This is a genomic window from Bartonella sp. ML70XJBT.G, from assembly GCF_028618575.1.
Taxonomy (GTDB): Bacteria; Pseudomonadota; Alphaproteobacteria; order Rhizobiales; family Rhizobiaceae; genus Bartonella.
In genome coordinates, this window is record NZ_JAQITA010000002.1 from 22,999 (window position 1) to 47,600 (window position 24,602).

At 39.1% G+C, this 24,602-nt stretch carries 23 protein-coding genes; 11 read left to right on the top strand and 12 right to left on the bottom strand.

The genetic code is table 11. The annotated features are described in order from the left end of the window. The first annotated feature begins 183 nt into the window (after positions 1-183). Positions 184-1,437 carry a CCA tRNA nucleotidyltransferase gene (locus PVV64_RS01370; RefSeq protein ID WP_273759296.1) on the top strand — a complete coding sequence of 418 codons (1,254 nt, stop codon included), beginning with the start codon at positions 184-186 and terminating at the stop codon, positions 1,435-1,437. A gap of 472 nt (positions 1,438-1,909) precedes the next feature. Here PVV64_RS01370 and PVV64_RS01375 read toward each other — a convergent pair whose 3' ends face one another. After that, positions 1,910-2,383: a tRNA (cytidine(34)-2'-O)-methyltransferase gene (locus tag PVV64_RS01375; protein WP_273759297.1), complete on the bottom strand. Its 474-nt coding sequence runs from the start codon at positions 2,381-2,383 to the stop codon at positions 1,910-1,912. Between the two features lie 45 nt (positions 2,384-2,428). On the opposite strand from PVV64_RS01375, the gene PVV64_RS01380 reads away from it, so the two are divergent. From PVV64_RS01380 to PVV64_RS01400, 5 genes are all read left to right on the top strand, one after another. Then, on the top strand, positions 2,429-2,620 hold the full coding sequence (locus tag PVV64_RS01380) for a hypothetical protein (RefSeq protein WP_273759298.1): 192 nt from the start codon (positions 2,429-2,431) through the stop codon (positions 2,618-2,620). A 368-nt stretch (positions 2,621-2,988) separates the two neighbouring features. Further along, positions 2,989-3,537: a ubiquinol-cytochrome c reductase iron-sulfur subunit gene (gene petA / locus PVV64_RS01385; protein WP_273759299.1), complete on the top strand. Its 549-nt coding sequence runs from the start codon at positions 2,989-2,991 to the stop codon at positions 3,535-3,537. Positions 3,538-3,541: 4 nt separating this feature from the next. Continuing rightward, positions 3,542-4,798, top strand: a complete 1,257-nt coding sequence (locus PVV64_RS01390) for a cytochrome b N-terminal domain-containing protein (RefSeq protein WP_273759300.1) — start codon at positions 3,542-3,544, stop codon at positions 4,796-4,798. Continuing rightward, entirely contained in the window at positions 4,792-5,667 is an 876-nt protein-coding gene (locus tag PVV64_RS01395; protein ID WP_273759301.1) for a cytochrome c1, read from the top strand. The genes PVV64_RS01390 and PVV64_RS01395 overlap by 7 nt, the downstream gene beginning before the upstream one ends. A 118-nt stretch (positions 5,668-5,785) precedes the next feature. After that, the gene (locus PVV64_RS01400; protein WP_273759303.1) at positions 5,786-6,226 is read left to right on the top strand and encodes a PRC-barrel domain-containing protein; all 441 of its coding nucleotides are present in this window, start codon (positions 5,786-5,788) and stop codon (positions 6,224-6,226) included. Between the two features lie 426 nt (positions 6,227-6,652). On the opposite strand, the gene ychF is transcribed toward PVV64_RS01400, so the two are convergent. After that, positions 6,653-7,756 carry a redox-regulated ATPase YchF gene (gene ychF / locus PVV64_RS01405; RefSeq protein WP_273759305.1) on the bottom strand — a complete coding sequence of 368 codons (1,104 nt, stop codon included), beginning with the start codon at positions 7,754-7,756 and terminating at the stop codon, positions 6,653-6,655. A 262-nt stretch (positions 7,757-8,018) separates the two neighbouring features. Between ychF and PVV64_RS01410 the strand changes: the two genes are divergently transcribed. Continuing rightward, positions 8,019-8,759: a L,D-transpeptidase gene (locus tag PVV64_RS01410; RefSeq protein WP_273759307.1), complete on the top strand. Its 741-nt coding sequence runs from the start codon at positions 8,019-8,021 to the stop codon at positions 8,757-8,759. Between the two features lie 329 nt (positions 8,760-9,088). Here the strand turns inward: PVV64_RS01410 and pth are convergent, their stop codons facing one another. Continuing rightward, the gene (gene pth / locus PVV64_RS01415; protein ID WP_273759308.1) at positions 9,089-9,670 is read right to left on the bottom strand and encodes an aminoacyl-tRNA hydrolase; all 582 of its coding nucleotides are present in this window, start codon (positions 9,668-9,670) and stop codon (positions 9,089-9,091) included. A gap of 92 nt (positions 9,671-9,762) precedes the next feature. Then, on the bottom strand, positions 9,763-10,389 hold the full coding sequence (locus PVV64_RS01420) for a 50S ribosomal protein L25/general stress protein Ctc (RefSeq protein WP_273759309.1): 627 nt from the start codon (positions 10,387-10,389) through the stop codon (positions 9,763-9,765). A 280-nt stretch (positions 10,390-10,669) separates the two neighbouring features. On the opposite strand from PVV64_RS01420, the gene PVV64_RS01425 reads away from it, so the two are divergent. Next, complete coding sequence (locus tag PVV64_RS01425; protein ID WP_273759310.1) at positions 10,670-12,169, top strand: ATP-binding protein; 1,500 nt, start codon at positions 10,670-10,672, stop codon at positions 12,167-12,169. On the opposite strand, the gene PVV64_RS01430 is transcribed toward PVV64_RS01425, so the two are convergent. The 4 genes from PVV64_RS01430 to lgt all read right to left on the bottom strand — a co-directional run bounded on the left by PVV64_RS01430 (position 12,166) and on the right by lgt (position 16,364). Then, entirely contained in the window at positions 12,166-13,098 is a 933-nt protein-coding gene (locus PVV64_RS01430) for a ribose-phosphate pyrophosphokinase (protein ID WP_273719795.1), read from the bottom strand. The genes PVV64_RS01425 and PVV64_RS01430 overlap by 4 nt on opposite strands. A gap of 468 nt (positions 13,099-13,566) precedes the next feature. Continuing rightward, the gene (gene pgeF, locus PVV64_RS01435) at positions 13,567-14,352 is read right to left on the bottom strand and encodes a peptidoglycan editing factor PgeF (protein WP_273759311.1); all 786 of its coding nucleotides are present in this window, start codon (positions 14,350-14,352) and stop codon (positions 13,567-13,569) included. Between the two features lie 79 nt (positions 14,353-14,431). Further along, positions 14,432-15,511 (bottom strand): class I SAM-dependent methyltransferase, encoded by a 1,080-nt coding sequence (locus PVV64_RS01440; RefSeq protein ID WP_273759312.1) that lies wholly within the window; start codon positions 15,509-15,511, stop codon positions 14,432-14,434. Then, complete coding sequence (gene lgt / locus PVV64_RS01445; RefSeq protein WP_273759313.1) at positions 15,486-16,364, bottom strand: prolipoprotein diacylglyceryl transferase; 879 nt, start codon at positions 16,362-16,364, stop codon at positions 15,486-15,488. The genes PVV64_RS01440 and lgt overlap by 26 nt, the downstream gene beginning before the upstream one ends. 246 nt (positions 16,365-16,610) lie before the next feature. On the opposite strand from lgt, the gene PVV64_RS01450 reads away from it, so the two are divergent. Both PVV64_RS01450 and PVV64_RS01455 read left to right on the top strand, forming a co-directional pair. After that, complete coding sequence (locus tag PVV64_RS01450; protein WP_273759314.1) at positions 16,611-16,868, top strand: accessory factor UbiK family protein; 258 nt, start codon at positions 16,611-16,613, stop codon at positions 16,866-16,868. A 370-nt stretch (positions 16,869-17,238) separates the two neighbouring features. After that, a complete protein-coding gene (locus tag PVV64_RS01455) occupies positions 17,239-17,739 on the top strand; it encodes a YbjN domain-containing protein (RefSeq protein ID WP_273759315.1) in 501 nt (166 codons plus the stop codon). Positions 17,740-17,788: 49 nt separating this feature from the next. Here the strand turns inward: PVV64_RS01455 and PVV64_RS01460 are convergent, their stop codons facing one another. Both PVV64_RS01460 and PVV64_RS01465 read right to left on the bottom strand, forming a co-directional pair. Beyond that, positions 17,789-19,129 carry an ATP-binding protein gene (locus PVV64_RS01460; RefSeq protein ID WP_273759316.1) on the bottom strand — a complete coding sequence of 447 codons (1,341 nt, stop codon included), beginning with the start codon at positions 19,127-19,129 and terminating at the stop codon, positions 17,789-17,791. 1 nt (position 19,130) lies between these two features. Further along, entirely contained in the window at positions 19,131-19,841 is a 711-nt protein-coding gene (locus tag PVV64_RS01465) for a response regulator (protein ID WP_273759317.1), read from the bottom strand. 144 nt (positions 19,842-19,985) lie between these two features. Between PVV64_RS01465 and PVV64_RS01470 the strand changes: the two genes are divergently transcribed. Next, on the top strand, positions 19,986-20,636 hold the full coding sequence (locus tag PVV64_RS01470) for an MBL fold metallo-hydrolase (protein ID WP_273759318.1): 651 nt from the start codon (positions 19,986-19,988) through the stop codon (positions 20,634-20,636). Positions 20,637-20,701: 65 nt separating this feature from the next. Here PVV64_RS01470 and PVV64_RS01475 read toward each other — a convergent pair whose 3' ends face one another. Together PVV64_RS01475 and uvrB are read right to left on the bottom strand one after the other, a co-directional pair. Next, positions 20,702-21,436: a BA14K family protein gene (locus tag PVV64_RS01475; protein WP_273759319.1), complete on the bottom strand. Its 735-nt coding sequence runs from the start codon at positions 21,434-21,436 to the stop codon at positions 20,702-20,704. Between the two features lie 713 nt (positions 21,437-22,149). Continuing rightward, complete coding sequence (gene uvrB / locus PVV64_RS01480) at positions 22,150-24,459, bottom strand: excinuclease ABC subunit UvrB (protein WP_273759320.1); 2,310 nt, start codon at positions 24,457-24,459, stop codon at positions 22,150-22,152. Between the last annotated feature and the right edge of the window lie 143 nt (positions 24,460-24,602).

The window sequence follows — 24,602 nt, forward strand, 5'->3', positions numbered from 1 at the left end:
TTTTATGATTTGTAGCAGAAAATGCGAAGAAAAGAAGGGTAATATGTTGTTTTTTTATCTTCGTACATATGCAGAGTGACCTCTTTGAAACACACAAACGTGTTGTATAAGCGATCTATGCGAAATAGTATTCTCATGAAAAGATCTGTTTAAAAGAAGACAATTTTTTGAAAGGTTAAAGGGGTGAATATCAGACAAGATTTCAAACAGGTTGGATGGTTACAACATCATGATCTCCAAACACTTCTTCGCATTTTATCTTTGGATGGTGAAGAGGCACGTATTGTGGGGGGGGCAGTGCGCAATCAGCTGTTAGGGCAACCTATTTGTGATATTGATATTGCTACAACTTGTTTGCCGCAGCAGATTATAACACGCGTAGAAAAAGCAGGGTTTAAAGCTGTTCCTACAGGTGTTGCGTTTGGTACAGTGACGGTGGTTTCTCAGTCATGTTCCTATGAGGTAACAACGCTTCGCTCTGATATTGAAACAGATGGTCGTCATGCGAAAGTGGCATTCGGTCGTGATTGGAAAAAAGATGCGGAACGGCGAGATTTTACCATTAACGCGCTTTATTGTGATGCTGCTGGTCGCCTTTATGATGATGTGGGAGGCTTGAATGATATTGCCAGCCAGACAGTGCGCTTTATCGGCGTTGCAGAAAATCGTATTCGCGAAGATTATTTACGTATTTTGCGTTTTTTTCGCTTTTTTGCTTGGTATGGTATGGGGCGACCCGATGTGGAAGGCTTGAAGGCATGTGTTCGTTTGAAAGATGGTTTGCATAAGCTTTCATCGGAGCGTATTTGGGGAGAAATGAAAAAACTGCTCGCTGCTTTAGATCCAACACGTGCTCTTTTATGGATGCGTCAAAGTGGTATTTTGACACGTCTTTTTCCTGAAACAGAAAAGTGGGGCATTGATGCAATTCACCCATTGGTGAAAACAGAACAGGCTCTTGGTTGGAAAGTTGATCCCTTATTACGGCTAGAAAGTCTGCTTCCTCCTGATCCTGTGCGTGTTCATGAAATGGCACAGCGTTTGCGTCTATCTCATAAGGAAACAACGCGGTTAAAAGAATGGGCAGCATTAGAGATGATTGCCCAAAACTGTTCAGAGTTTTTTTTACAAAAACTGCTTTATTTACATGGTCAGCAGCCGGTTTTAGATCAGTTGTCTTTGTCTATTGCTTCATCCTATGTTGATGCTTCGGAAAAAAGCGAAGCTTTACAAAAAGCAGAAGATTATGTCAGGCTTTATCAGCTTGCTCAAAGGTGGCAGATTCCCACTTTTCCTGTGAACGGCAAGGATTTGATCCAGAAAGGTTTTTCTAAAGGTGTCCTTTTAGGAAAAAAGCTCAAAGAGCTTGAAATGATATGGATTGAAAGCGGATTTCTTATGGATCGTAATGCATTATTAGAAAAAATTAATTTATAACATTCATTTTTAAAAATATCCTTTTATTTTTTCTTTTATAATAACTTTGTTATTGATAGCAAAAATGATATGAGGGAGTGTTATTATCGTTTATAAAATATTATCAAGATAGTGATATAAGACGCCTTCATTATGCATTAAAAATACAGTTTTGTTTACTGTTCAGTGGATAGCTAAGTCCTCTCACAGGCGCGATCATTCTTATGACAGATCAGTGCAGATAAGATGCTTTGTTCTTTAGGAGAAAGAGATCGAATGCTCTTCTTAATCATTTGGTTTGATAAATATGATTTATAAAGGTGTTTTTTAACTTATTCCAGAAGCATATTGAAAAATATAAGATTTTACTGGCACTGTAAGATTCTAGAAAGATGGCGTGCTTTTACTTGTTTGATAATCGTTGATCTTGTGTAGAGCATTACTATTTCATCAATATATTGAATCACTTATGGAGGTTTTTGTATTTTCTTTATTAAGTTTTTTCCTTTTCATAATAACCAATTTGGCGAAGTGCTTCTCCTGTTGTTATGGCCACACTTACTGCCAGATTTAAAGAGCGCGCGTGTGGTTGCATGGGAATTTTTAATGTGCAATCAGCGGATTCATGAACATAATCAGGAACGCCTGCCGATTCACGACCAAATAGTAAAACATCATTTTTTTGATAGTTTATCTGTGTGTAGCATGTTTCTGCTTTTGTGCTCAAAAGCAAAAGACGACGCTTAAAGTGTCTCATGGTGTTGACGAAATGTTGCCAATCAATATGGCGTTCCAGCGAGGCATATTCGAGATAATCTAACCCTGCGCGCTTAAGATTGCGATCGGATAGGTTAAAGCCGGCTGGTTCAATGATATGAACGCGTAAACCAAAACAGGCACTAAGGCGCAAAATTGTTCCAGTATTACCAGCAATATCAGGTTGAAAAAGCGCAATATGAAGTGTCATGTTTTATGTAATAGGATTTTTTCTTCGCATTTGTAAAGAAGCTCTATGGCTTCTGCAAAAAATATTATTGCAAAGCAGGTGGTTTTTGGGTTTGGCGGTTATTTTTGGGATTTTAAGGCGGGTGTATCCAACTTTATGATGAGAGGAAGCAAGAATAAACTGAGAGAGAGGATCATTGTTCAAAAAGTTTCAAGGCAATTGTTGTTCTTTATGAGAGCAGATTTTGCTGTTAAGTGAATTGTTGAGGCACTGAAATGGTGGAAGTTAATAAATGAGAGGCTGTACAATAAGTGGGAATGCGAGAGCAGAGACTATGTGGTTGATGATCTTTTCTTGAAGTTGCATTGAAGCGATGAACTGAGAAACTTCAGTATGGGAATATAAGTCGTAGGAGAGATAAATGTGTAGTGAAGAGAGAAGGTAACAGAGAGGAACTATGATTTGTTACCATTGACTTGAGGGAGAAAAGATAAGAAGAAAACAAATTCCACAAATGATAAGAAGTCTTTTCTGAGATGTGTTTTTATGGTTTAAAGAACTGAGAATTGTATCATAAGGGCGGGGATGGGAGAAACTGTTTTAGGGAGTACTCTTTAGTTAAGATAATGAGTGAGCAGACGAGGCGGGATTTCCTGTTTTTATTAACAGGTGTTACAGGAGCAGTTGGGATAGGTGCTGTTATGTGGCCTTTTATCCGTCAGTTGCGTCCAGATGAAGCTGTTTTAGCCTCTTCTTCTATTGAGGTTGACCTTTCTGGTATTGAAGAGGGCATGTCGGTGACGGTTCAATGGCGTGGGCAGCCTGTTGTTATTCGTAACCGAACTGCAAAAGAAATTGCTGAGGCGCGTGCTACCAAATTGAGTCTTCTCAGAGATCGTCAGGCACGCAATCCTAATCTTGAAGGTGGAGAGGAAGCAACGGATTTAGCCCGTTCAGCAGGTGAGGGGCGTGAGAATTGGCTTATTCTCATTAATCTTTGTACGCATCTTGGTTGTGTAACACTTGGCCAATCGGGGCGATTTGGCGGGTGGTTATGTCCTTGTCATGGGTCTGTTTATGATACAGCTGGAAGAGTGCGATCAGGCCCTGCTAACTATAATCTTGCTATCCCACCTTATCGATTTCTTTCTGATACTTTACTGAAAATAGGATAAAGTGATGGCAAAATTTCCTCCCTATTTTCCTAAAACTGCTCTTGCTCGTTGGTTTGATAAGCGTTTGCCTTTCCCTCGCTTTTTTTACAATGCATTTGTTATTTTTCCTGTACCGCGTAATCTTAATTATTTTTATACCTTCGGCGGTATTTTGACCGTTATGCTTTTATCACAGCTTTTGACGGGGCTTGTATTATCGATGCATTATGTACCAGATGTTCATTTGGCTTTTGAAACGGGTGAACGCTTTAGGCGGGAAGGGCAGTTTGGTTGGCTTTTTCGTCCATGGCATAGTGTTGGATCATCGTTCTTTTTTATTGCTGTTTATATCCATGTAGCACGTGGGCTTTATTATGGTTCTTATAAAAATATGCGCGAAATGGTTTGGGTTACGGGCATGTTTATCTATATCACTATGATGGCAATAGCATTTTTTGGTTATGTTCTGGTTTGGGGGATGATGTCTGTTTCTGCTGCTTCAGTGGTTGCTGGCTTTTTCAAAGTCATTCCTTTGGTAGGAACGTGGTTGCATGAGACATTGCTTGGTGGTTATAGCGTGGGACAGGCGGCATTGAATCGCTTTTATGTGCTCCATTATCTTTTGTCCTTTGTGTTACTTTTTTTAGTAGGGCTTCATATTTTTGCAATTCACCAAGTTGGACAGGGTAATCCGACCGGTCTTGTAGTACAATCGGATGAGGAAACTGTTCCTTTTGCACCCTATGCGCTTATCAAAGATATTTTTGCTATTACTGTTTTTCTGATCTTTTTTGCTTGGTTTTTGTTTTATATGCCTGATTATATGGGACAGGCTGAAAATTATGATGTTGCTGACCCTTTAAAGGCGCCTCTTCGTGTGGTACCAGAGTGGTATTTTTTGCCTTTTTATGCTATACTGCGTGCCATAACTTTTAATATTGGAGCTCTTTCATCAACTTTTTTGGGGATTATTCTCTTAACAAGTTCGGTTTTTGTATTAATTTTTGTTCCATGGTTAGATCGCTCTCCAATATGTTCTGCAAGATATCGTCCTATTTATAAAATTTTCTTTTGGGGTTTCATTGCTGATGTTGTCTTTCTTGGCTATCTAGGTTCAAGAGAAATCAGCGAAAGCATCATTCTGTGGACACAATTGGCGACCGCTTATTATTTTATATTCTTTCTAATTGTTTTGCCGATCCTCCCTCTTTTTGAAAAGGGGTGTCCTCTTCCTTCTTCCATTACTGAAGATATGAAAAAGAAAAAAAATAAACTATGGTAAATGCTTTTATCAGATTGATTGTTGTTGCTGTGATAGGCTTTTCTTTTCACAGTTTCGCTGGTACTGTTTCTGATAAAGAGGAGGGATTTGTTTCTTTCCCTTTACATACTCCTAAAAGACAGAAATGGAGTTTTTCAGGACCATTTGGCGTTTATGATCAAGCACAATTGCGGCGTGGATTAAAGGTTTATAAGCAGGTTTGTGCCAGTTGCCATGGGTTAAAATATGTCGCTTTTCGCGATTTAAAGGCTCTAGGCTATGATCAAGAACAGATTAAAGCTTTTGCGGGGCAGTATCAGGTGAGCGATGGTCCTAATAGAGAAGGAAAGTTTTTTAAGCGCGCTGGGGTTATAACAGATCATTTTCCTTCTCCCTTTGCTTATGAAGCAAAAGCAAGGGGGATTCTTCATGGCGCTTATCCTCCGGATTTATCACTGATGGCACGTGCGCGCGCCGTATCTTTGCCGTTTTCGACTTTGATTACTGATATGTTAACGCATTATAATACTGCTGGTCCAGATTATATTACAGCTCTTTTAACAGGATATCAGGAGGCTCCAGAAAAGACAGAAATTGCTGATGGCTCTTGGTATAATCCCTATTTTATTGCCGGTAATTTTTTAGCTATGGCTCCTCCGTTGAGTAATGGTGTTGTTTCTTATGAAGATGGAACTCCAGAAACTGTTGAACATTATGCGCGGGATGTTTCTGCTTTTTTGATGTGGGCTGCTGATCCTCATATGGAAATTCGTAAAAAAACCGGTTTTCGTGTTATTTTATTTTTAATTATTTTTGGGGGGCTTGTTTATATTTTAAAAACTCGTATTTGGCGTGATTTAGAAGAAAAACGGGAGAAAACGAAAAACTGAAAAGAAAAAATATTAGAATTACTAGTCTTAAAAGAGCATAAAGAGTTGAGGGAACAAATCTGATTATGATGCATTGACACTTTATAAAGTAAAAGCAAAGTAAAACGGAGATGTTAAAATGAAAAAAATTGCCTATACTGCTCTTATATCTGCTTTAATGGTTTCTGGTACTTGGGCGCAGTCTTTTGAAGTGCCTTCTCAATCTGAAATGATTTCGTCGATGGGTACTGTACAGGTGGGATCAGATATGTCTGTGCGTTATGTTACACCTTTAGCAACGGATTTTGTTGCTTCGAGTCTTATTGGTGCAGATGTATACAATATAGAAAATGAAAATATTGGTGAAGTCAAAGATATTATTTTGCGTGAAAATAACATTGCAGGGTTTGTTATTGCTGTTGGTGGGTTCCTTGGTATAGGGGAGAGTTATGTGGTCGTTTCTCCAGAAACAATCCAGATGACAAATGATTATGGTAAGTGGAAACTTATCACGAATGCAACAAAGGATTCTTTAAAGGAAGCTCCAACATTTAAATACGAAGGACGTTGGGCACGCTAATTTCATATTTCCATTCTCTACGGTTAGAACAGTTGCTGTCCTAATAGATGATGGCACTGTTTTTTACAGATCGTTTGTCGGGAAGAAAAATTTTAAGCAAAAAGTTATTGCCGTTTCTTAAAGAAATCAGGGGCAAATTGAGATTAAAGCTTAATGATTGTGACGGTGCAGGAAACGAATGCTTTTAATTTTATTTGGAAGAAAAGGACTTCGGAGGTTTAGGACAGCTAAAAATACCTCAAATCGGATAGTTCATTCTTCATACCTTAGAGAAACTATAAGAGAGGGAGGGAAATGAAAAGCTTATCCCTCTCTTTATTTGCCCATTCATCACTTTAAAAAGATTCATAAAACGACGTATTGTTGACCATAAAAGGTTGTTGTTATTTCTTTCGTAGATGTCAAATATTGAGATGAAGCGAATATTTAAGTATTATGTTTAAACAACATAATATCGCCGTCTTGTACAATGTATTCTTTACCTTCATCGCGGGCTTTCCCTGCTTCTTTTGCACTGTTTTCTCCTCCTAAAGCAATATAATCTTCGTAGCTGATGGTTTGAGCGCGGATAAAGCCACGTTCAAAATCTGAGTGGATGACCCCCGCTGCTTGGGGTGCTTTTGTGCCACGTGTGATTGTCCACGCTCGTGTTTCCTTAGGACCACAGGTGAAATAAGTAATGAGGTCAAGCAAAGAGTAACCAGCACGAATGAGGCGGTTTAGGCTTGGTTCAAAGAGCCCTAGGGCATTCAGATATTCTGAAGCCTCTGCATCATTGAGTTGGGTAATTTCAGCTTCAATGGAAGCAGAAATGATAATGCTTTGAGCACTTTGTTCTGTTGCCATTTTTTCGACCGTTTTGGTGAAGCTATTTCCATGAGCGGCATCATTTTCACTTACATTGCATACATAAAGTACGGGTTTGGAAGTGAGAAGATTTAAATTCTCAAGGATGCGGTTTTCCTCGGCAGAGGTATCTTGGCGTAATAACCGGACAGGGTTGCCTTTTTGCAGTAAACTTAATGCTGCTTCCATCATGGGAAGAGTTGTGAGAGCTTCTTTATCTTTTCCAGTTGCACGTTTACGAATTTGTATAATTCGTCTCTCAAGACTTTCAAGATCTGCGAGCATAAGTTCTGTTTCAACGGTTGTGGCATCAGAAACGGGATCAATGCGTCCTTCTACATGGGTAATATCTTCATCTTGGAAACAGCGTAAAACGTGAATAATAGCATCGACTTCACGGATATTGGCTAAAAATTTATTGCCCAAACCTTCTCCTTTTGAAGCGCCACGTACAAGCCCAGCAATATCAACAAAACTGATGCGTGTGGGAATGATTTCTTTTGAACCAGCAATGGCGGCAATTTTTTCCATCCGCAAATCTGGAACAGCAACTTCACCAGTATTAGGTTCAATGGTACAAAAAGGATAATTGGCAGCTTGTGCTGTGGCTGTTTTTGTGAGTGCATTAAAAAGAGTAGATTTCCCAACATTAGGCAATCCCACAATACCGCATTTAAAACCCATGAGTTTGTCTTCTTTTCTGTTGATTTTATGATTAAGATAACGCTTATTTAGTGTTTTTATAGCATATTTTGAGAAGAGTTATAGTCTCTTGTTGCTGTAGATAAGGAAAAAGTCTATGTTGAAAAAACAATTTGTTTTTTTCAACATATTGAAAAACTTTTTCCTTTAATGGGTAAGAGAATTTTGAATTAACGTTAACAATGTGCTAAGTTTTTCATAGTATGCATGTCGACATGAAGAATGAATTGGAGAAAATAGAAGAGTGTTATCGCGTCGTGCCTTTTTAATTGCAGCACCTTTGGCTTTGGTTGGATGTGCTACGCACAAGTCAAATGTGTCGTTTCGTTCTCCTCAACAAATGAGGTACATTCCAGCAGAAATGCAGGCCTTGTATGGTCCTGTAACGAATGAGCCTTACTTATTGCCCGCTGTTGATCTTGCAACAATTGATCCCAAATTTTGGCGTCAAAGGGTCATTTATTATACTTCTTATCCCCCTGGGACACTGGTTATAGATACGCAGGAGTGTTTCCTTTACCTTATTGGTGAAAATGGAAGAGCTTTGCGTTACGGTATTGGAGTTGGAAAAGAGGGCTTAGCATTTGAAGGTGAAGGCGTTGTACAGCGTAAGCGCCGATGGCCAAATTGGACTCCTACGATGGCAATGATGGCTAGGGAACCAGAACGCTATGGTCATTTGGGGCAAGGAATGCCACCAGGACCGGATAATCCATTGGGGGCACGAGCACTTTATCTTTATAAAAATGGGCAGGATACATTGTTCCGCATTCATGGTTCCCACGAATCGTGGTCAATTGGCCATGCTATTTCAAGTGGATGTATTCGCTTGCTTAATCAAGATATTATTGACCTTTATGATCGTGTTCCTGTTGGTTCGCGCGTGGTGGTGTTGCAAAATAATGAGAGACCAAAAGTTTACAGTCAGCAATCCGCAGCTGTCGATCCACTACAGTCAACCATTAATCCGAGTGAATTTTTTTAAGTTTAAAGAATACAAGCCATTTTAATCAATAGGTGGCTTAATCTTTAATGGGGGGCCTTTTTGTGCATCTGTTGTGGTATCGTAAAACAATAAGAGTGCTTTTATAGTTTAAAGCTCACAATCAAGCGTGTATGCTTACTACAGCCTCTTTTTCACACAAGTGAATTTTTGAGAAGATATTTCACTCGCTTCATTTGATAATGTGGGGCGTACTGTTTGCTCTTTTTCTTTTCAAACAGGGGAGACTGCATATAAGAATGATACAAAGCGACTGATTTACAAGGTGATTTTACAAGGCGATATTGGCTTTTATGTCTTAGAGAGAGCTCTTATTGCAGGCTTTTATTTCTCATTATTTGTGCAATCTCATTGATAAAGAGAGATTTATCATCTTTTATGAGGAAGCTGATATTTTTTGCAATTGCCTCTAAGAGAGGAGATAGCCATTCTTGGTCCGATTTTGTGAAATCTCCTAGAACATATTGGTGGACAAGCTCTTTAGAATGAGGGCGTCCAATTCCTAAGCGTACACGGTAATAGTCAAGGCCGCAATGGGCATCAATAGACTTTATACCGTTATGTCCATTATTTCCTCCACCGATTTTAACACGGATCTCCCCTGGTCGTAAATCTAACTCATCATAGATGATGATCAAATTTTTCAAATCAACTTTATAAAACCTTAAAGCTTCACCAATAGCTTGGCCGGAAAGATTCATGAAAGTTTGAGGCTTTAGGAGAAAAGTCTTTTCACCGTTTATGAGACCATTGGTGATTTCAGCTTGAAATTTTTTTGACCATGGAGAAAAAGACAAGGATTGGTAAATCGCATCAATGGCCATGAAACCAATATTATGGCGATTATTTTGGTATTGTAAACCAGGATTTCCAAGACCAGCGATAAGCCACATGTATACCTTCAGTAAAGTGTGAGAGGTTTGTAAATGTCTCTATAGATTAGGGCAGGGGTTAAGGCGGGAAAATTCCCGCCTTGTAAAATTTATCAACTCTTTGCGTTGTCTTCACCATTTTCTTGTTCAGAAGTTTCATCACTAACATCCATGCCAGCAGGAGCTGCGATGGTTGCAATGGTGAAGTCTCGATCTTGAATGACGGGGGTAACGTCTTTTGGGAGTTGCACCGCTGAAATATGGATAGAATCACCAATAGAATAGCTGGAAAGGTCTATCTCAATTGCTTCGGGGATAGCATTTGCTGGAGCAGTACATTCAATTTCGTGACGCACAATATTGAGAACACCTCCTCTTTTAAGCCCAGGAGCTGTATCTTCATTGAGGAAGTGTACAGGGATATTCACTTCCACAACGGATTTCGCTGAAATACGAAGGAAGTCCACATGGAGCGGAAAATCACGCACAGGGTCTAATTGGTAATCTTTGGGGAGAACGGTAATTTTTTCTTTGCCGATTGCAATTGTTGCAACGGTAGTACGAAAACCACCAGCGTGAATTTTATAGAAAATTTCTTTATAGGGTACGCAGATTGCCAAAGGTGGTTGTTTTTCACCATAAATGACAGCAGGAATGAGACCGTTACGGCGAAGTTCACGGGAGGACCCCTTACCAACCCGCTCGCGTATTTCGGCCTTAAGAGTATAGCTTTTGCTCATAATTTAAGTCCTTTTACATGATTGGAGATCCATCAAAAACCAACAACAGTTTTCGTATGAATATGAAGATATGCGCTAGTCAACAGCGATTGCTCCATTCTGCGTTGCCTCCAAGGGTGTCTACGCAGAAGTTTGTTCTATAATTCAAACTCTACACAGATGCAAGAGTTGTGGGAAAAATCGATGATTTCTACCGTTAGAAAAAAGGAAATGTTACAAGCATGGTTTATTTGGAGAAAATGAAGAGCCGATATATTCAAAAGTAAATACTGGAGATGTTATGAAAGTTGAAATCGCCTTGGGTGAGACAGCGGAATGTAATGCTTTGCGTAAATCCGCACCAGCATGTATTGATTTGGAAGAATTATTGGCGACACGTCTTTTGGTACAAGGCAATTCTGGTTCAGGGAAATCACATCTTTTGCGACGCCTTCTTGAACAAAGTGCTGCATGGGTGCAACATTGTGTGATTGATCCAGAGGGCGATTTTGTCACTTTGGCAGATAAATTTGGCCATGTTGTTGTTGAAGCACAGCGCAGCGAATTGGAATTGACGCGTATTGCTCATCGCATTCGCCAACATCGGGTTTCGGTTGTGTTCAACCTTGAAGGCTTGGATACGGAACAACAGATGCGCGCTGTAGGTGCTTTCCTTGGTGCATTGTTTGATGTGGAGCGTAATTATTGGTATCCTATGCTTGTTGTTGTTGATGAAGCACAAGTGTTTGCTCCAGCAGCAGCGGGAGAAGTTTCTGATGAAGCACGTAAAATTTCTCTTAGTGCTATGACAAATCTTATGTGTCGAGGGCGCAAACGTGGCCTTGCGGGTGTTATTGCGACACAGCGTTTGGCTAAGCTTGCTAAAAATGTTGCAGCTGAGGCATCAAATTTTTTAATGGGACGAACTTTCTTAGATATTGATATGGTGCGTGCTGCTGATCTTTTGGGAATGGAACGCCGTCAAGCAGAAATGTTTAGAGATCTTGAGCGAGGGCACTTTATCGCTTTAGGACCTGCTTTATCACGACGTTCTTTACGGATTATCATTGGTTCCGTTGAAACATTGGCACGTTCTTCTAGTCCAAAATTAATGCCACTTCCAACAGAGCGAATGGATGCAAAAGAACTTGTTTTTACTGCTTCGCCAGAGGAAATTTTAATTCCCTTTAGACAATCACGAGAACCAGCGCGTGAAAAATCAATTCATGAAATGTTAGAAGAGGCTGTGCATAAAAAACAAGAATTGTTGGAAGAAAACCCGAGCTTATTTCCTGAACTTTCTGTTGTGGAGCGAGAGAGTCAGATAGAAGGTGTTATTCGGGAAATTCTTGATGACCCTGAGGCATTCTATCGTTCTACAGCCCTACTTTATCAAGATTTCTTGGTTCGTTGCCGTATTCATGGTCTTTCAGGAGATCCTTTAAATCTTTCGCAATTTCGGCGCAAATTGGCTGTTGCCCAAGCTTATGTTGACGAACAAACTGCTGTTAGTGAAAGCTGGAAACGCCTTTTGCAACTATCGGAAAGTTTAGAAGATGATGTTCAAGGTGTTTTTTTGCATGTGGCACAGGCTGCTTTGAGCCGAAAACCCTGTCCATCAGATGCATTTTTAGCACGCCTTTATGGAACCCATTCTTTAAGTCGTGCACGTCGTCTCTTAAGTTATTTTGAAGAACGCGGTTTTATTGTTATCCATACGCATTTTAACGGTCAACGCATTATCGCTTTTCCTGAGTTTGGTGTGGAAACAGCACCAGCTGATCCCAAAGCCCCCCTTTAACCAAATAGGCTTGAGACAGATTGTTCTGCAGCTGTTCTTGCAATTGCTTCGCCAATCAGATCCGCAATTGGTAAAACACGAATATTGTGTGCTTTCTCTATTGCTTCTGTTGGCATAATAGAATCCGTAATAACCAATTCTTTCATCTCTGACTTGGTAATACGCTCAATGGCATTTCCAGAAAGAACACCGTGTGTGATATAAGAGGTCACACTACTTGCACCGTGTTTAAGAAGAGCACTTGCTGCATTGCATAATGTTCCACCTGAATCAACAATATCATCGAGCAAAAGACAATCTTTTCCTGAGACATCTCCAATAATATTCATAACTTCTGATTCACCGGGACGCTCCCGACGTTTATCAACAATAGCCAGCAAACTGTTCAAGCGCTTAGCAAGAGAGCGTGCGCGTACAACCCCCCCAACATCTGGTGAAACAACAATAACATTTTCAAGAGAGTAATGCATTTTAACATCTCGAGAAATAACCGGAACAGCATAGAGATTATCCGTTGGAATATCAAAAAAACCTTGAATTTGTCCGGCATGAAGATCTAATGTTAAAACACGATGGGCTCCTGCTTCGGTAATCAGGTTGGCAACAAGTTTTGCGGAAATGGGGGTGCGTGGTCCAGGTTTACGATCTTGGCGAGCGTAACCAAAATAGGGGATGACAGCGGTAATACGTCGCGCCGAAGAACGGCGAAGCGCATCAATCATGATAAGTAATTCCATCAAATGATCGTTTGCAGGATAGGATGTGGATTGTAAAACAAACACATCTTGTCCACGGACATTTTCATGTAATTCTACGAAAATTTCTTGATCAGCAAAGCGTTTCACGGTTGCTTTACCTAAGGGAATATTTAAGTAATTTGTAACATCTTCAGCAAGACGTGGATTGGAATTGCCACAGAAAAGCTTCATAGTAGGACCTCTGAGTCGTCATGGTAGAGTATGATAGGGTTTTTAACTTCTTATTATCAGATTGCAAGGAAACAATTATAAAAGTGTTACAATTTTATCTCTTATTGTTAAAGAGCTCTGTGTTTTGTTTTTTCTTTTTCCCAAATTTTATTGCTTTTAGAGCAAAGTTTTTTGGCCATAAGGTCAAGAAATAAATTGATTCAATTCTTTTCTCTTATTCTCTAAAACAATATGCGTATTGTTTTCTCCATGAAAGAAATGAAGCAGAATTCAGGTTAAAAGAGTTTGCCTTAAATTTCATTATTAGTAAATCTTGAAAAGAAGAGCACTCAAACGCTTGACATTCTGTACATTAAGAAAGCTTTTTTGATAAAAAGTACAGTATTTGAGAGTATTTTTATTTCATTATAAGAAAAAATTTTGTTTTGCAATTTTGCTATTCTTTTTAAAGGCGCAAAAAGATTCATTTTATCCATTCAACATAATAGCAGAAAACTGTCGTCCATCATCTTGTTCCTTTCGCAGTGTTGCACGCCGATAAGAGAAAAAACGCTGTTCATCTTGGTAGGTGCAAAGCTCTACACAGGAAGCACAAACGCCTGCTTCTTTGAGTTGATTCATAATGAATGCCCATAGATTAAAGTAAAAATGATTGATTTTCTCTGTTTTTACAAAATATTTTTGGAATTTACTCTGGTAGTCGATAAATTGATAGTAAAATTCTTCTGTTACTTCATAGTGGCAAGGACCAATACAAGGGCCAAGAACTGCTGTTATCGATGATCTTTTAGCCCCTTGCTCTTCCATAACGGTAATGGTTCTTTCTATAATTCCCTTTAAACTACCTCGCCAGCCAGCATGTGCTGCGGCGATGACACCAGCTTGTGGATCAGCAAATAAAACTGGTCCACAATCTGCTGTAAGAATGCCGATGACGAGTTTTGGTGTGGTCGTAACAAGAGCATCCGCTTTAGGAGGTTTATCAATAAAAGCTTGATTTACTACGACAATGTCACAAGAGTGTATTTGATTGACAGTAACTAAATTTTCTACTTCAACATCAAAGTAATTGGCGATTAAAATGCGATTTCGTGCGATATATACAGATTGATCATTTGAATTTTGTCCAACATGAAAATTTTGAGAGAGACTTTTTGAAATACCACATTGGCGTGTGAAAAAACCATGTCGTATCCCGTGTGTGTGTAAAGCAGATAGATCTTTTGCAAGGATGGGGTGGGCAACAGGATTCATAAATATTCCTTGTAGACATGGTTGTTATTAAAGAGAGAATGGTGTGTGAGATGTGTGTATTTGTTAAATTTTATGGTCATCAAAATCTCGGAGGTATAGGGATATTTTTATCACTTATATATAAGACTTTAAACAATTTTCCCATTTGATCTAGACCAGCTAATCGCTCGATATCTTGGCGGATTTTGTCTTGCAGTGTAGCATTTTTGCCCGCTCCAAGCTGTCTTGCCCGTTCTAGCAGTCCCATTTTTAAAAGAAAGTCTCTTTGCTCTGAGATTTCAGCAAAACAACCTTCTTCAAGAGCTATTTTTTTTAAAAAGGAAAAGCCAACATGGGATGTTAAATCATGTTGACCTGGAGCCTCAAAAATATCACGAAATTTATGTTTTGAGAGTGCTTGAAGTGTATCGCCAAAGGCAAGATCTCGAGCACCATAATCGATGAGTAAAGCAGAACCTTGTACTTGGACTAAACGTTTGCTGATTTGTTGCATCAATTGATGGCGTGAGGGCGCATGTTCAAAAATTGTGCCATCAGGCATTTCAGAACAATAAAATTGTAAGCAAGAAGAGGGCAGTTTATGTGGGGCAGCAATAAAGATGAAATCCCCTTTTTTATTGACTGTAATGCGGCGTTCTCTCCACTCTCCGCCGACTTTAATATATTGATTGATGGGGAGAGTGTCTAAAAACTCATTCGCAATTAAAAAAAGTGGTTTTGAGGGAATTTGGTCAAAACTTTTAATGCTATGGATTTTTTTTTGATAAGGTGCAAGACATTTCTTTTGTTCTTTTGTCAGTTTTTTACTTACTTCAATAAGAAAGACTTCAGCTGTATTAAATGCGGTTGAAGATAATTTTTGCATGGTACGCAAAATGTCACTCATTAAAGTTCCACGTCCTGGACCTATTTCAGCAACAATAAAGGGGTGAGGGCAACCATGAGCTTTCCAGCTAGCAAGAAGCCAAATACCAATCATTTCTCCAAATAATTGGCTTATTTCAGGAGCTGTTATGAAATCACCCGTACGCCCAAAGGGTGTTTGTGTTTGATAATAGCCAAATTGAGGGTCTGTGAGCGCTAACGTCATATATTGACTGACAGGGATGGGGCCATGAAGGGCAATGATTTTCTTAATTTTTTCTTTCAGGGTGGCCATTTTCTTTAGGTTTCTCTTTGAAAGCTTGAAAAAGAAGATATCCCCCTAAAAGGAGCATTGGAAGAGACAAAGCCATACCATAGGTGAAGCCAGCAGAATGAAAAAGGCTGGAAAACCATTCTGGATCTTCTTGGGGAGCACGGTAAACTTCTGAAACACTTCGTGCTATTGCATAACCGATAATGAATATTCCTGATACAGCGCCAGAGCGTTTTAATGCTTTGAAAGCAAAAATTACAATGGATAAGATGATGAAGAGAAGGAATCCTTCCATGAAGGCTTCATAAAGTTGGCTTGGATGACGTGGTAAATAATGAGGATCCAAGGGAAAACAAACGGCCCAAGGCTGGGCGGTAACATTGCCCCATAATTCTTGGTTAATGAAGTTGCATATCCGTACAATGCCGATACCAATGGGGGCACCGGCAGCAATGATATCAAACATTGCGCGTATCTTGATGTTATTTTTACGGGCAAACCAAATCATTGCAATGATAATGCCAATGAGTCCGCCATGAAAAGACATCCCTCCATCCCATACTGCGATGATAGCACTTGGATGACTAAAATAATAAATGGGATCCCATACAATCACTTGTCCTAAGCGGCCACCAACAACAACACTGATCGCAGACCAAGCAACAAAATCCCCTATCTTTTCCTTATCTATAGGAGGTCGATGAGCGGACCATAGAGATTGTTTTTCTAATAACTTTTGCCCATACCACCAAGCAAAAAGAATACCCACCACATAACCAAGCCCGTACCAATGGAGAGATAAGGGACCTAAACGGACAATTACCGGATTGAGAAAATCTGGAAAAGCAATGGCTGGACAGACAAGATGGTTCATGAATTAAGCATTTTCTCTTTGATTACACGATGGTCAGGAATGACAGATGAATGTATAATGGTCAAGCGGGGAGAGTGGTAGATTTCCACTGGTTTCTTCTGCTAAAATTTTATGATGGTAAAAAGAGTGTAAAAGACTTAAAACAAAATCTAGATGGTAGGGTAAAAGGAACAAATACAGTATCTAAATGTTATAAAAAAACGCTATAATGCGTGCGTCAATAATTTAAATTTAAGGAAAAACATTATGCGTAATGGATCAAACCGTATTCTTGATGAATTGGCAAAATTAGCAACAGATGCTGCTGATATTGTGCAAGGTATACGACATGAAGCTGGAATGGCTTTTCGTTTGCAGGCTGAAAAAATAGCAAATAAACTTGATCTTGTTCCACGCGAAGAATTTGAAACCTTTAAGGAAATGGTTCTAAAAGCCAGTGCCGAAAATGCGGATGTAAAAAAACGTCTTGATGATCTGGAAAAAAACACAGACCAAAAGAAGTAAAATAATTTTTATAAGAAAGTTTTAGAAAAAATATCCCCAATTTTTCAATAAAGTTCCTAAAACCAAAAAATGCTTAATCTTGAGTCTGTTAGAGGAGATTATCCATTTATTTCTTGTAAAAAAAAATATTTTTTAGATCAGGGGACTGGCGCTGTAAAATTGTATCAATACACTGAAAAAGCCTGATGATTCGTTTTATAGTTATCAAGTGCGTTGGGGAAGTGTTATTGTGTTGCGGGTGCTTGTGTACTGTCAATTATTTTTAATGTGTATTTGCTTGGTGTAAAGGCTTTGGTTGTAACAAAATGTTGTTACATTTGGGGTGGTTTGTATTCTGTTGAAAATGTTTTTAATATGATTGAGGATTATAATGAGGCTTGCATTTTGCGCCACAGAAAGAGAAGAGCATCCTGTTGACTTTATTGAACAGATTGCTTGTAAATATGATTGGTCGTTTGAGCGGGATGCACAAGATGAAATTCGTGTTTGTGTAGAAGGAAAACGGGCAAATTATCGCATTGCTTTTTCATGGATGGAAGAACAAGAAGCACTTCATTTGGCTTGTGCATTTGATCTTTCTATTGAAAATGCTCAGACGGCAGAAATCCATCGCTTATTGTTAGCAATTAATGAAAAATTGTTACTGGGACATTTTGATTATTGGCGAAGTAATAATTCGGTTATTTATCGGCAAGGGCTTTTATTGGCTGGAGGGGTCCATCCATCTCATATACAAGTTGAGACATTGTTGATACACGCACTCAAAGTCTGTGAAAGTCATTATGTGGCATTTCAGATGGTTGCTTGGCGTGGCGAAAGTGCCTACAAGGCGTTGCAATATACTTTGTTTGAAACTGTAGGGAATGCCTAAATGACGACAGTTTGTTGAGCGTTTTCGTAAAACGATTGTGAAGTTTTGTTTATAGGGGGATATCAATAATAGCACGTAAGCCCCCTAGAGGGCTATCTTCTAGTTGAATGTTTCCTCCATGGCTACGGGCTATATCTTGAGCAATAGAAAGGCCTAGTCCCGTTCCACTTGCATCTTGATTCCTTGCTTTGTCGAGTCTAAAGAATGGTTTAAAGACTTCTGCACGCATATTTTTATGAATTCCAGGTCCATCATCGTCAATCATTAATATAAAGGATTCTTGGTAAGATATAGCGGTCAGTTTGATGGTGTTGGCGTAGTAAAATGCATTTGAGACAAGATTGCTCACGAGGCGCGTGAAGGCACGGGGACGTACTTGTATTTGTGTAGGACCTTCAATGGTGTAGGAAAATTGACGTTTGTGAAGATGTGCATCGGTGGAAAATTTTTGCATGAGAGTGTTTAAATCAAAGGTTTTAACGCTTTCATTTCCTTCACCACGGGCAAAAGCAAGATAATCTTCTAACATGTTTTGCATGTCGCTTACATCTTGCTCAAGGGGTTTCATATCAAAGTCAGTATTTGCTAAGGCGAGCTGAAGTTTAAAACGTGTGAGAATCGTTCTTAAATCATGGCTTACACCTGAAAGCATCATGGTACGTTGTTCAATTTGGCGTTCAATACGTTCACGCATGCGTAAAAAAGCAATGCCGGCACGACGAACTTCATCTGCTCCTTGTGGTTGAAATCCCTCAGGTAAAGGGCGACCACGTCCAAAACTTTCTGCTGCTTCAGCCAATTGTTGAATTGGCTTGATTTGGTTGCGCAGAAAATAAATCGCTATCAGTAATAAAAAAAGCGCTGTTCCTACCATCCAGCTTAAAAAAATAGCGGTATTGGAAGCATAGGCTTGGCTACGTGGTGCAAATACGCGTAAGATAGCGTGATCAAGGTGGATGCGGATTTCGACAAGATCAGAATCGCCTACGGTATCAATCCAGAAGGGACGATTAATTTGACGGGTGATTTCTTCACTGAGAAAATAATCAAGAATTGCAAAAAATGGTTTCGGTCCTGCTGGAGGAAGAGGGGAAGCAGGCAGGAGTGCTATATTTAATCCCATACGTTGTTGTGCAATACGTTTAATGTCTTCGTAGTTATCTTGTTGCGGATATGTTTCAATGATATCGATAATAGCTGAAATATCGTGGACAACAGCGGTAGAAAGGCGCTCAGTCACCATTTGCCAGTGACGTTCCATAAAAACATAAGCAATCACTGTTTGTAGGAGGACCATGGGAGCAATAATGATGATCAAAGAGCGTGCATAAAGCCGTTTTGGCATCTTCTTTGTCAGCCAGAGGATAAGTTTTCTTGCAGGTGTGATCATACTATGCTTGTTCAACTGAAAGTTTATAACCTATTCCTCGTACGGTTTGGAGCCAGATTGGGAGTGCTGGATTTTCTTCGATCTTACGGCGAAGGCGGTTGATTTGTACATCAATTGCACGTTCGCCAATATTTTTATCATCCATTGCAAATTTATGGCGTGGAATGATATCTCCTGCATTTTCGGCAAAAATAACCATCATTTTTTGTTCGTTATCTGTCAATTTAATAATTTCTCTTCCTTTCTTGAGTTCGCGCCGTGCAATGGAAAAGATATAGGGTCCAAAAACAATTTGCTCGATTTTAGGCTGTTGTAGTGGAAAACCACGTCGTAAAATGGCATGAATGCGAAGGAGAAGTTCACGAGGGTCAAATGGCTTGGCAAGATAGTCATCTGCGCCTGCTTCTAGTCCATCGATGCGATTGTCTATTTCTGACAAAGCTGTGAGCATGAGGATAGGAACGTCTCTTGTTTGACGAAGTGAGATGGTGAAATCAATGCCGTTTTGTCCAGGCATCATGACGTCAACTATAAGAAGATCAAAATCTAAGCTTGCAAGTTGCCGTTTTGCTTCATCAGCATTTGCTGAAACTGAAACACGAAATCCATTTTTCATGAGAAATTGCAATAAAAGATTACGAATGCGGGTGTCGTCATCAATCACAAGAAGGTGAGGAGCATCATCACACAAAACTTGGACGTGATCGGTCATTTCTCAAAACCTTAACAAAATGGTGTTTTTATAAAGTTCAAGTTTACATAAGTTGCATAAAACTGTCGAGCAAGCTATTTTACTCTATACAGAAGAAAATTCTCTCTCATAAAGTTGAAAAAAATTTACTTTGAAAAGGATATGATGAGCAATTTTAGTACACATATTATTCCGGTTACGCCTTTTCAACAAAATTGCACTTTGCTTTTTGATAATGAAAAAAAAGTGGGGGTTTTAGTGGATCCTGGTGGTGATTGGCTTCAAATTCAAGAAGTCATCCAAAAGATGGGCGTTGTCGTTGAAGCTATTTGGATAACACACGGGCATTTTGATCATGTGGGAGCGGCAATGCAAGCAAAAGAAGCTCTTGGTGTTAAAATTATTGGTTCACATCAGGGTGATAAACCTGTGATGGATGCTGCGTTTGAGAGTGCAAAAAGCTATGGCATTACTGATGCACGCAATTGTGTTCCTGATCAATGGTTGGAAGATGGCGATACTCTTCGTTTTGCTGAACATGTGTTCACTGTTTTTCACACACCGGGACATTCCCCTGGTCATGTCATTTATTTCAATGAAAAACAACGATTTGCTCTCTTGGGCGATGTGCTTTTTCGTGGTTCTATTGGACGGACGGATTTTCCTTTCTGTTCTCATGAAGCGTTGATGAAATCACTTCGAGATAAAGTTTTGCCTTTAGGCGATGATGTTCGTTTCATCTGTGGGCATGGACCAAGTAGTTACTTAGGCTATGAGCGCCAGTGGAATCCTTTTCTTCAAGAGTTCGCCCAATAACCAAAAAAACACTCTCAAGTGTTTTTTTGGTTGCTTAAAACTTCTTTAGTAGCGTGTCATAGAAGCTAATTTACTGGAGCATAACAAAAGTGCTCTCGGCCGTCACTACCTCGAAAAGTTCCTTTTTGGGGATTAAACGAACGGTATTTTTTCTTGCAATATTGAAGCCAATCATGCGTGTCTGATTGCTGGAGGGGGTGATATGTTGTTGTCTGAACTTCATAAATAACTTGAGGGGGCTCTTGATAAATTACTTGGGGGTGTTGTGGGGTTTGATAAATGATTTGTGTTTGTGGACGTTCTGGCTCTTTGAAAATATTGCTAAGAATCGCACCTGCAGCAAGACCAAGAATACCTGCTGCTAAAGCATCTCCTGATTTTTTGCGAGATCCATAATGTTTGTGGGTATGATGATGATGTGTTGTCGTGTTGCGTTCACTATAATGATATGTTCTATGCTCAAAATGACGATGATGATGTTCGGCTCCTGTATAGGCTACACGTTGGACATTATGACGATGAGAAGAAGGAAAAGAATGAGAAGAGAAGTGAGAATCAATTTCTCTCTTCATACTATTCATATGATCATCTATTTCTTTATTTACACTCCTCATATGGTTATCAATTTCTCTCTCTACACCCTTCATATGATCATCTATTTTTTTTTCTATACCCTTCATCGTCTTCGTGATAGTTTCTTCTTCATAACTCCATGTATCTGCAAGCGTTGTGCTTAGTGGCATAAAAACAGTTACATTTGTCATTGCTGATAATACCGCTAATTTGATTATTTTTTTCATAGCGATGCTCCTTATTATGTAAATTCGCATTTTTTCATATTCTATACGTGTCAAACTGAACACAATCTGAACGGTTTTTGATTTATTTTGACAAAACGAATAAAAATCCTTTGGATGTATATCAACACAAAATCATGACAAAAGTTTGCTTTAAAGAAATATACTTGGCGTATTTTCATTTATAACATTGTATTGATTGGTATTAACTTTGACGGTGTTAATAAAATTTTATGTAAAATCGTCTTTTTATCTTTCTTTTATTTTTAAAACTTAAAAATAAGCGGAAGAAACGTGAAAGTGAGAGCACTCTTTCTATTATGAGATTATATTATCATGCCTATAAATTTTATTTAATTATGTGTTTCATAAGCATGTTCTCTTGTTTGATGGTTTTTTAAGAAGCGGATTATAAAAATTGGGTTTATATCTATATTATGCTATATGGGGTGTTTGGGGGATATGGAAAAGATATTTTTTGATTGGTTGTTCCTGCTTTAAAGTTTAAAAATATTTTAGGGAGGTATTTGATCTTCTTATGAAAAGATTATTATGAGAAATGTTTTCTTACAGCATTTCTTTGTTAGGTTTCTTGCTCAATTGGAACAGCATTGATATTAAGATTACTCATTTATGGAATGTTGTTGTTTATTAATGATATCTTCTTAAGATTTTAGCGAAAAAAGATTTATTTTGAATAGCTTGACAGTTTTAGGTTATTGATTGGTCCGATTTTTTCGTGTTGTTTTGTTAAGAGTATTTTTTGAGGACTTTTTTGCTTTTCGACTTTCCAAAATACCAGTATCTATTGTTGTCCCCATGTGATCAAGATCTGGCTTTGTAAAAAGATTTGCTTGTATCATGGGTTCGTGGATAGATTGTTCACTATGATGTGTTAAAGGATCGTCAGCTATTGCGAGTTCTATTTTCTGTAGTTGTTTTATTTCATCACGAAGTCGTGCTGCTTCTTCAAAGTTTAGATCAGCAGCTGCTTTACGCATTGATTTTTCGAGATATTGAATATGGGTTGTTAAATTATTGCCAACCATATTATTCTGCCTAATAAAATCAGGAAGTTTTCTAGGAGTATGGTGGGTTTCTCCTCCTGAATTGAGAATATCGTCGATATTTTTTTTGATACTGGTGGGGGTAATATGATGTTCTTCATTATAGGCTATCTGTTTTTGTCGACGTCGTTGTGTTTCTTGTAATGCTCTCTCGATAGAGCCAGTCATGGTATCAGCATAAAGAATAACGCGCCCGTCTACGTTTCGTGCAGCGCGTCCGATTGTTTGCACAAGTGATGTTTCGGAGCGTAAAAAACCTTCTTTGTCGGCATCTAGAATGGCAACAAAACCGCATTCTGGAATATCCAGACCTTCTCGAAGCAGGTTGATGCCAATCAGAACATCAAAAGTACCAAGCCTGAGATCACGAAGAATTTCAATACGCTCTAATGTATCAATGTCAGAATGCATATAGCGTACCCGAATAGCTTGTTCGTGGAGATATTCTGTCAAATCTTCAGCCATACGTTTGGTTAATACAGTGACTAAGGTACGGTAGCCTTTTTGAATTGTTTTACGAATTTCATTGATAACATCATCGACTTGGTTAGAGGCAGGCCGTACTTCTGTTGGTGGATCAACAAGTCCTGTTGGGCGAATAATCTGCTCAGCAAAAATGCCGTGAGATTGTTCCATTTCCCAGCGACCAGGTGTTGCGGAGACAGCAATGGTTTGTGGGCGCATAGCATCCCATTCTTCAAAGCGCAAAGGGCGATTATCCATACAGGAGGGAAGCCGGAATCCATATTCTGCTAAGGTTGCTTTTCTGCGAAAGTCACCTCGGTACATACCACCAATTTGAGGAATCGTGACATGGCTTTCATCGATAAAAACAAGAGCGTTGTTGGGAATATATTCGAACAAGGTTGGTGGTGGTTCTCCAGGTTGTCGTCCTGTTAAATAGCGTGAATAATTTTCAATTCCGGCGCATGAGCCGGTTGTTTCTAACATTTCTAAATCAAACATTGTGCGCTGTTCTAAACGTTGCGCTTCTAAAAGCCGTCCTGCTTTGTTCAATTCATCAAGACGTTGAATAAGCTCCATTTTAATGGCTTTCATAGCTTGATTGAGTGTTGGCCGCGGTATGACGTAGTGTGAATTGGCATAAATTTTAATGGATTGAAGCTCAGCTGTTTTTTGTCCGGTGAGAGGATCAAATTCAGTGATTGTTTCTACTTCATTACCAAACAGCGAAAGTCGCCAAGCACGGTCTTCAAGATGGGCAGGAAAAATTTCGATTGTGTCTCCTCGGACACGAAAAGAACCACGAATGAAATTTATGTCTTGTCGGTAATACTGTTGAGAAACTAAATCAGCTAAGAGTTTTCGCTGATTGAGTTTGTCTCCTTTTTGTATTTGCAAAGTCATGGCTGTATAGGTTTCTACCGAGCCAATCCCGTAGATACAGGACACAGATGCCACAATAATGACGTCATCACGCTCTAAGACAGCGCGTGTTGCAGCATGCCTCATCCGGTCGATTTGTTCATTCGTAGAGGATTCTTTTTCAATATAAGTGTCAGAGCGTGCAACATAGGCTTCGGGTTGATAATAGTCGTAATAAGAAACAAAATATTCAACAGCATTGTGAGGAAAAAAACTTTTAAATTCTCCGTAAAGTTGTGCCGCTAGAGTTTTATTTGGTGCTAAAATGAGAGCTGGACGCTGGGTTTTCTCAATAATTTTGGCCATTGTATAGGTTTTGCCTGATCCGGTAACTCCTAAAAGCACTTGGGTCCGTTCATCCTTTTCAATGCCCTCAACCAGTGTTTTTATGGCTTGAGGTTGATCACCTGCTGCTTCAAAGGGTGTTTCAAGTTGAAAGGGAATACCGCCTTCAGATTTTTCAGGACGTACAGGACGATGTGGTGTCCATAATACACCATTCTTTAAAAGAGGATTTCCTGATGCAATCAGAGCAGAAAGCGCTTCCACTGTTGCTGTGACACCATTTTTCATTGTTGCATCCTTTGATAGCGAAGTGTTCATAATTTTAAAGGAAATAGCAAATTTTACAACTTAATCGCGATAACGGAAAAACGTTCCTGAGCAATTTTATTTGAGCGCCTTGAGTCTTCATAGGATATTCGTTGTGTTTTGAA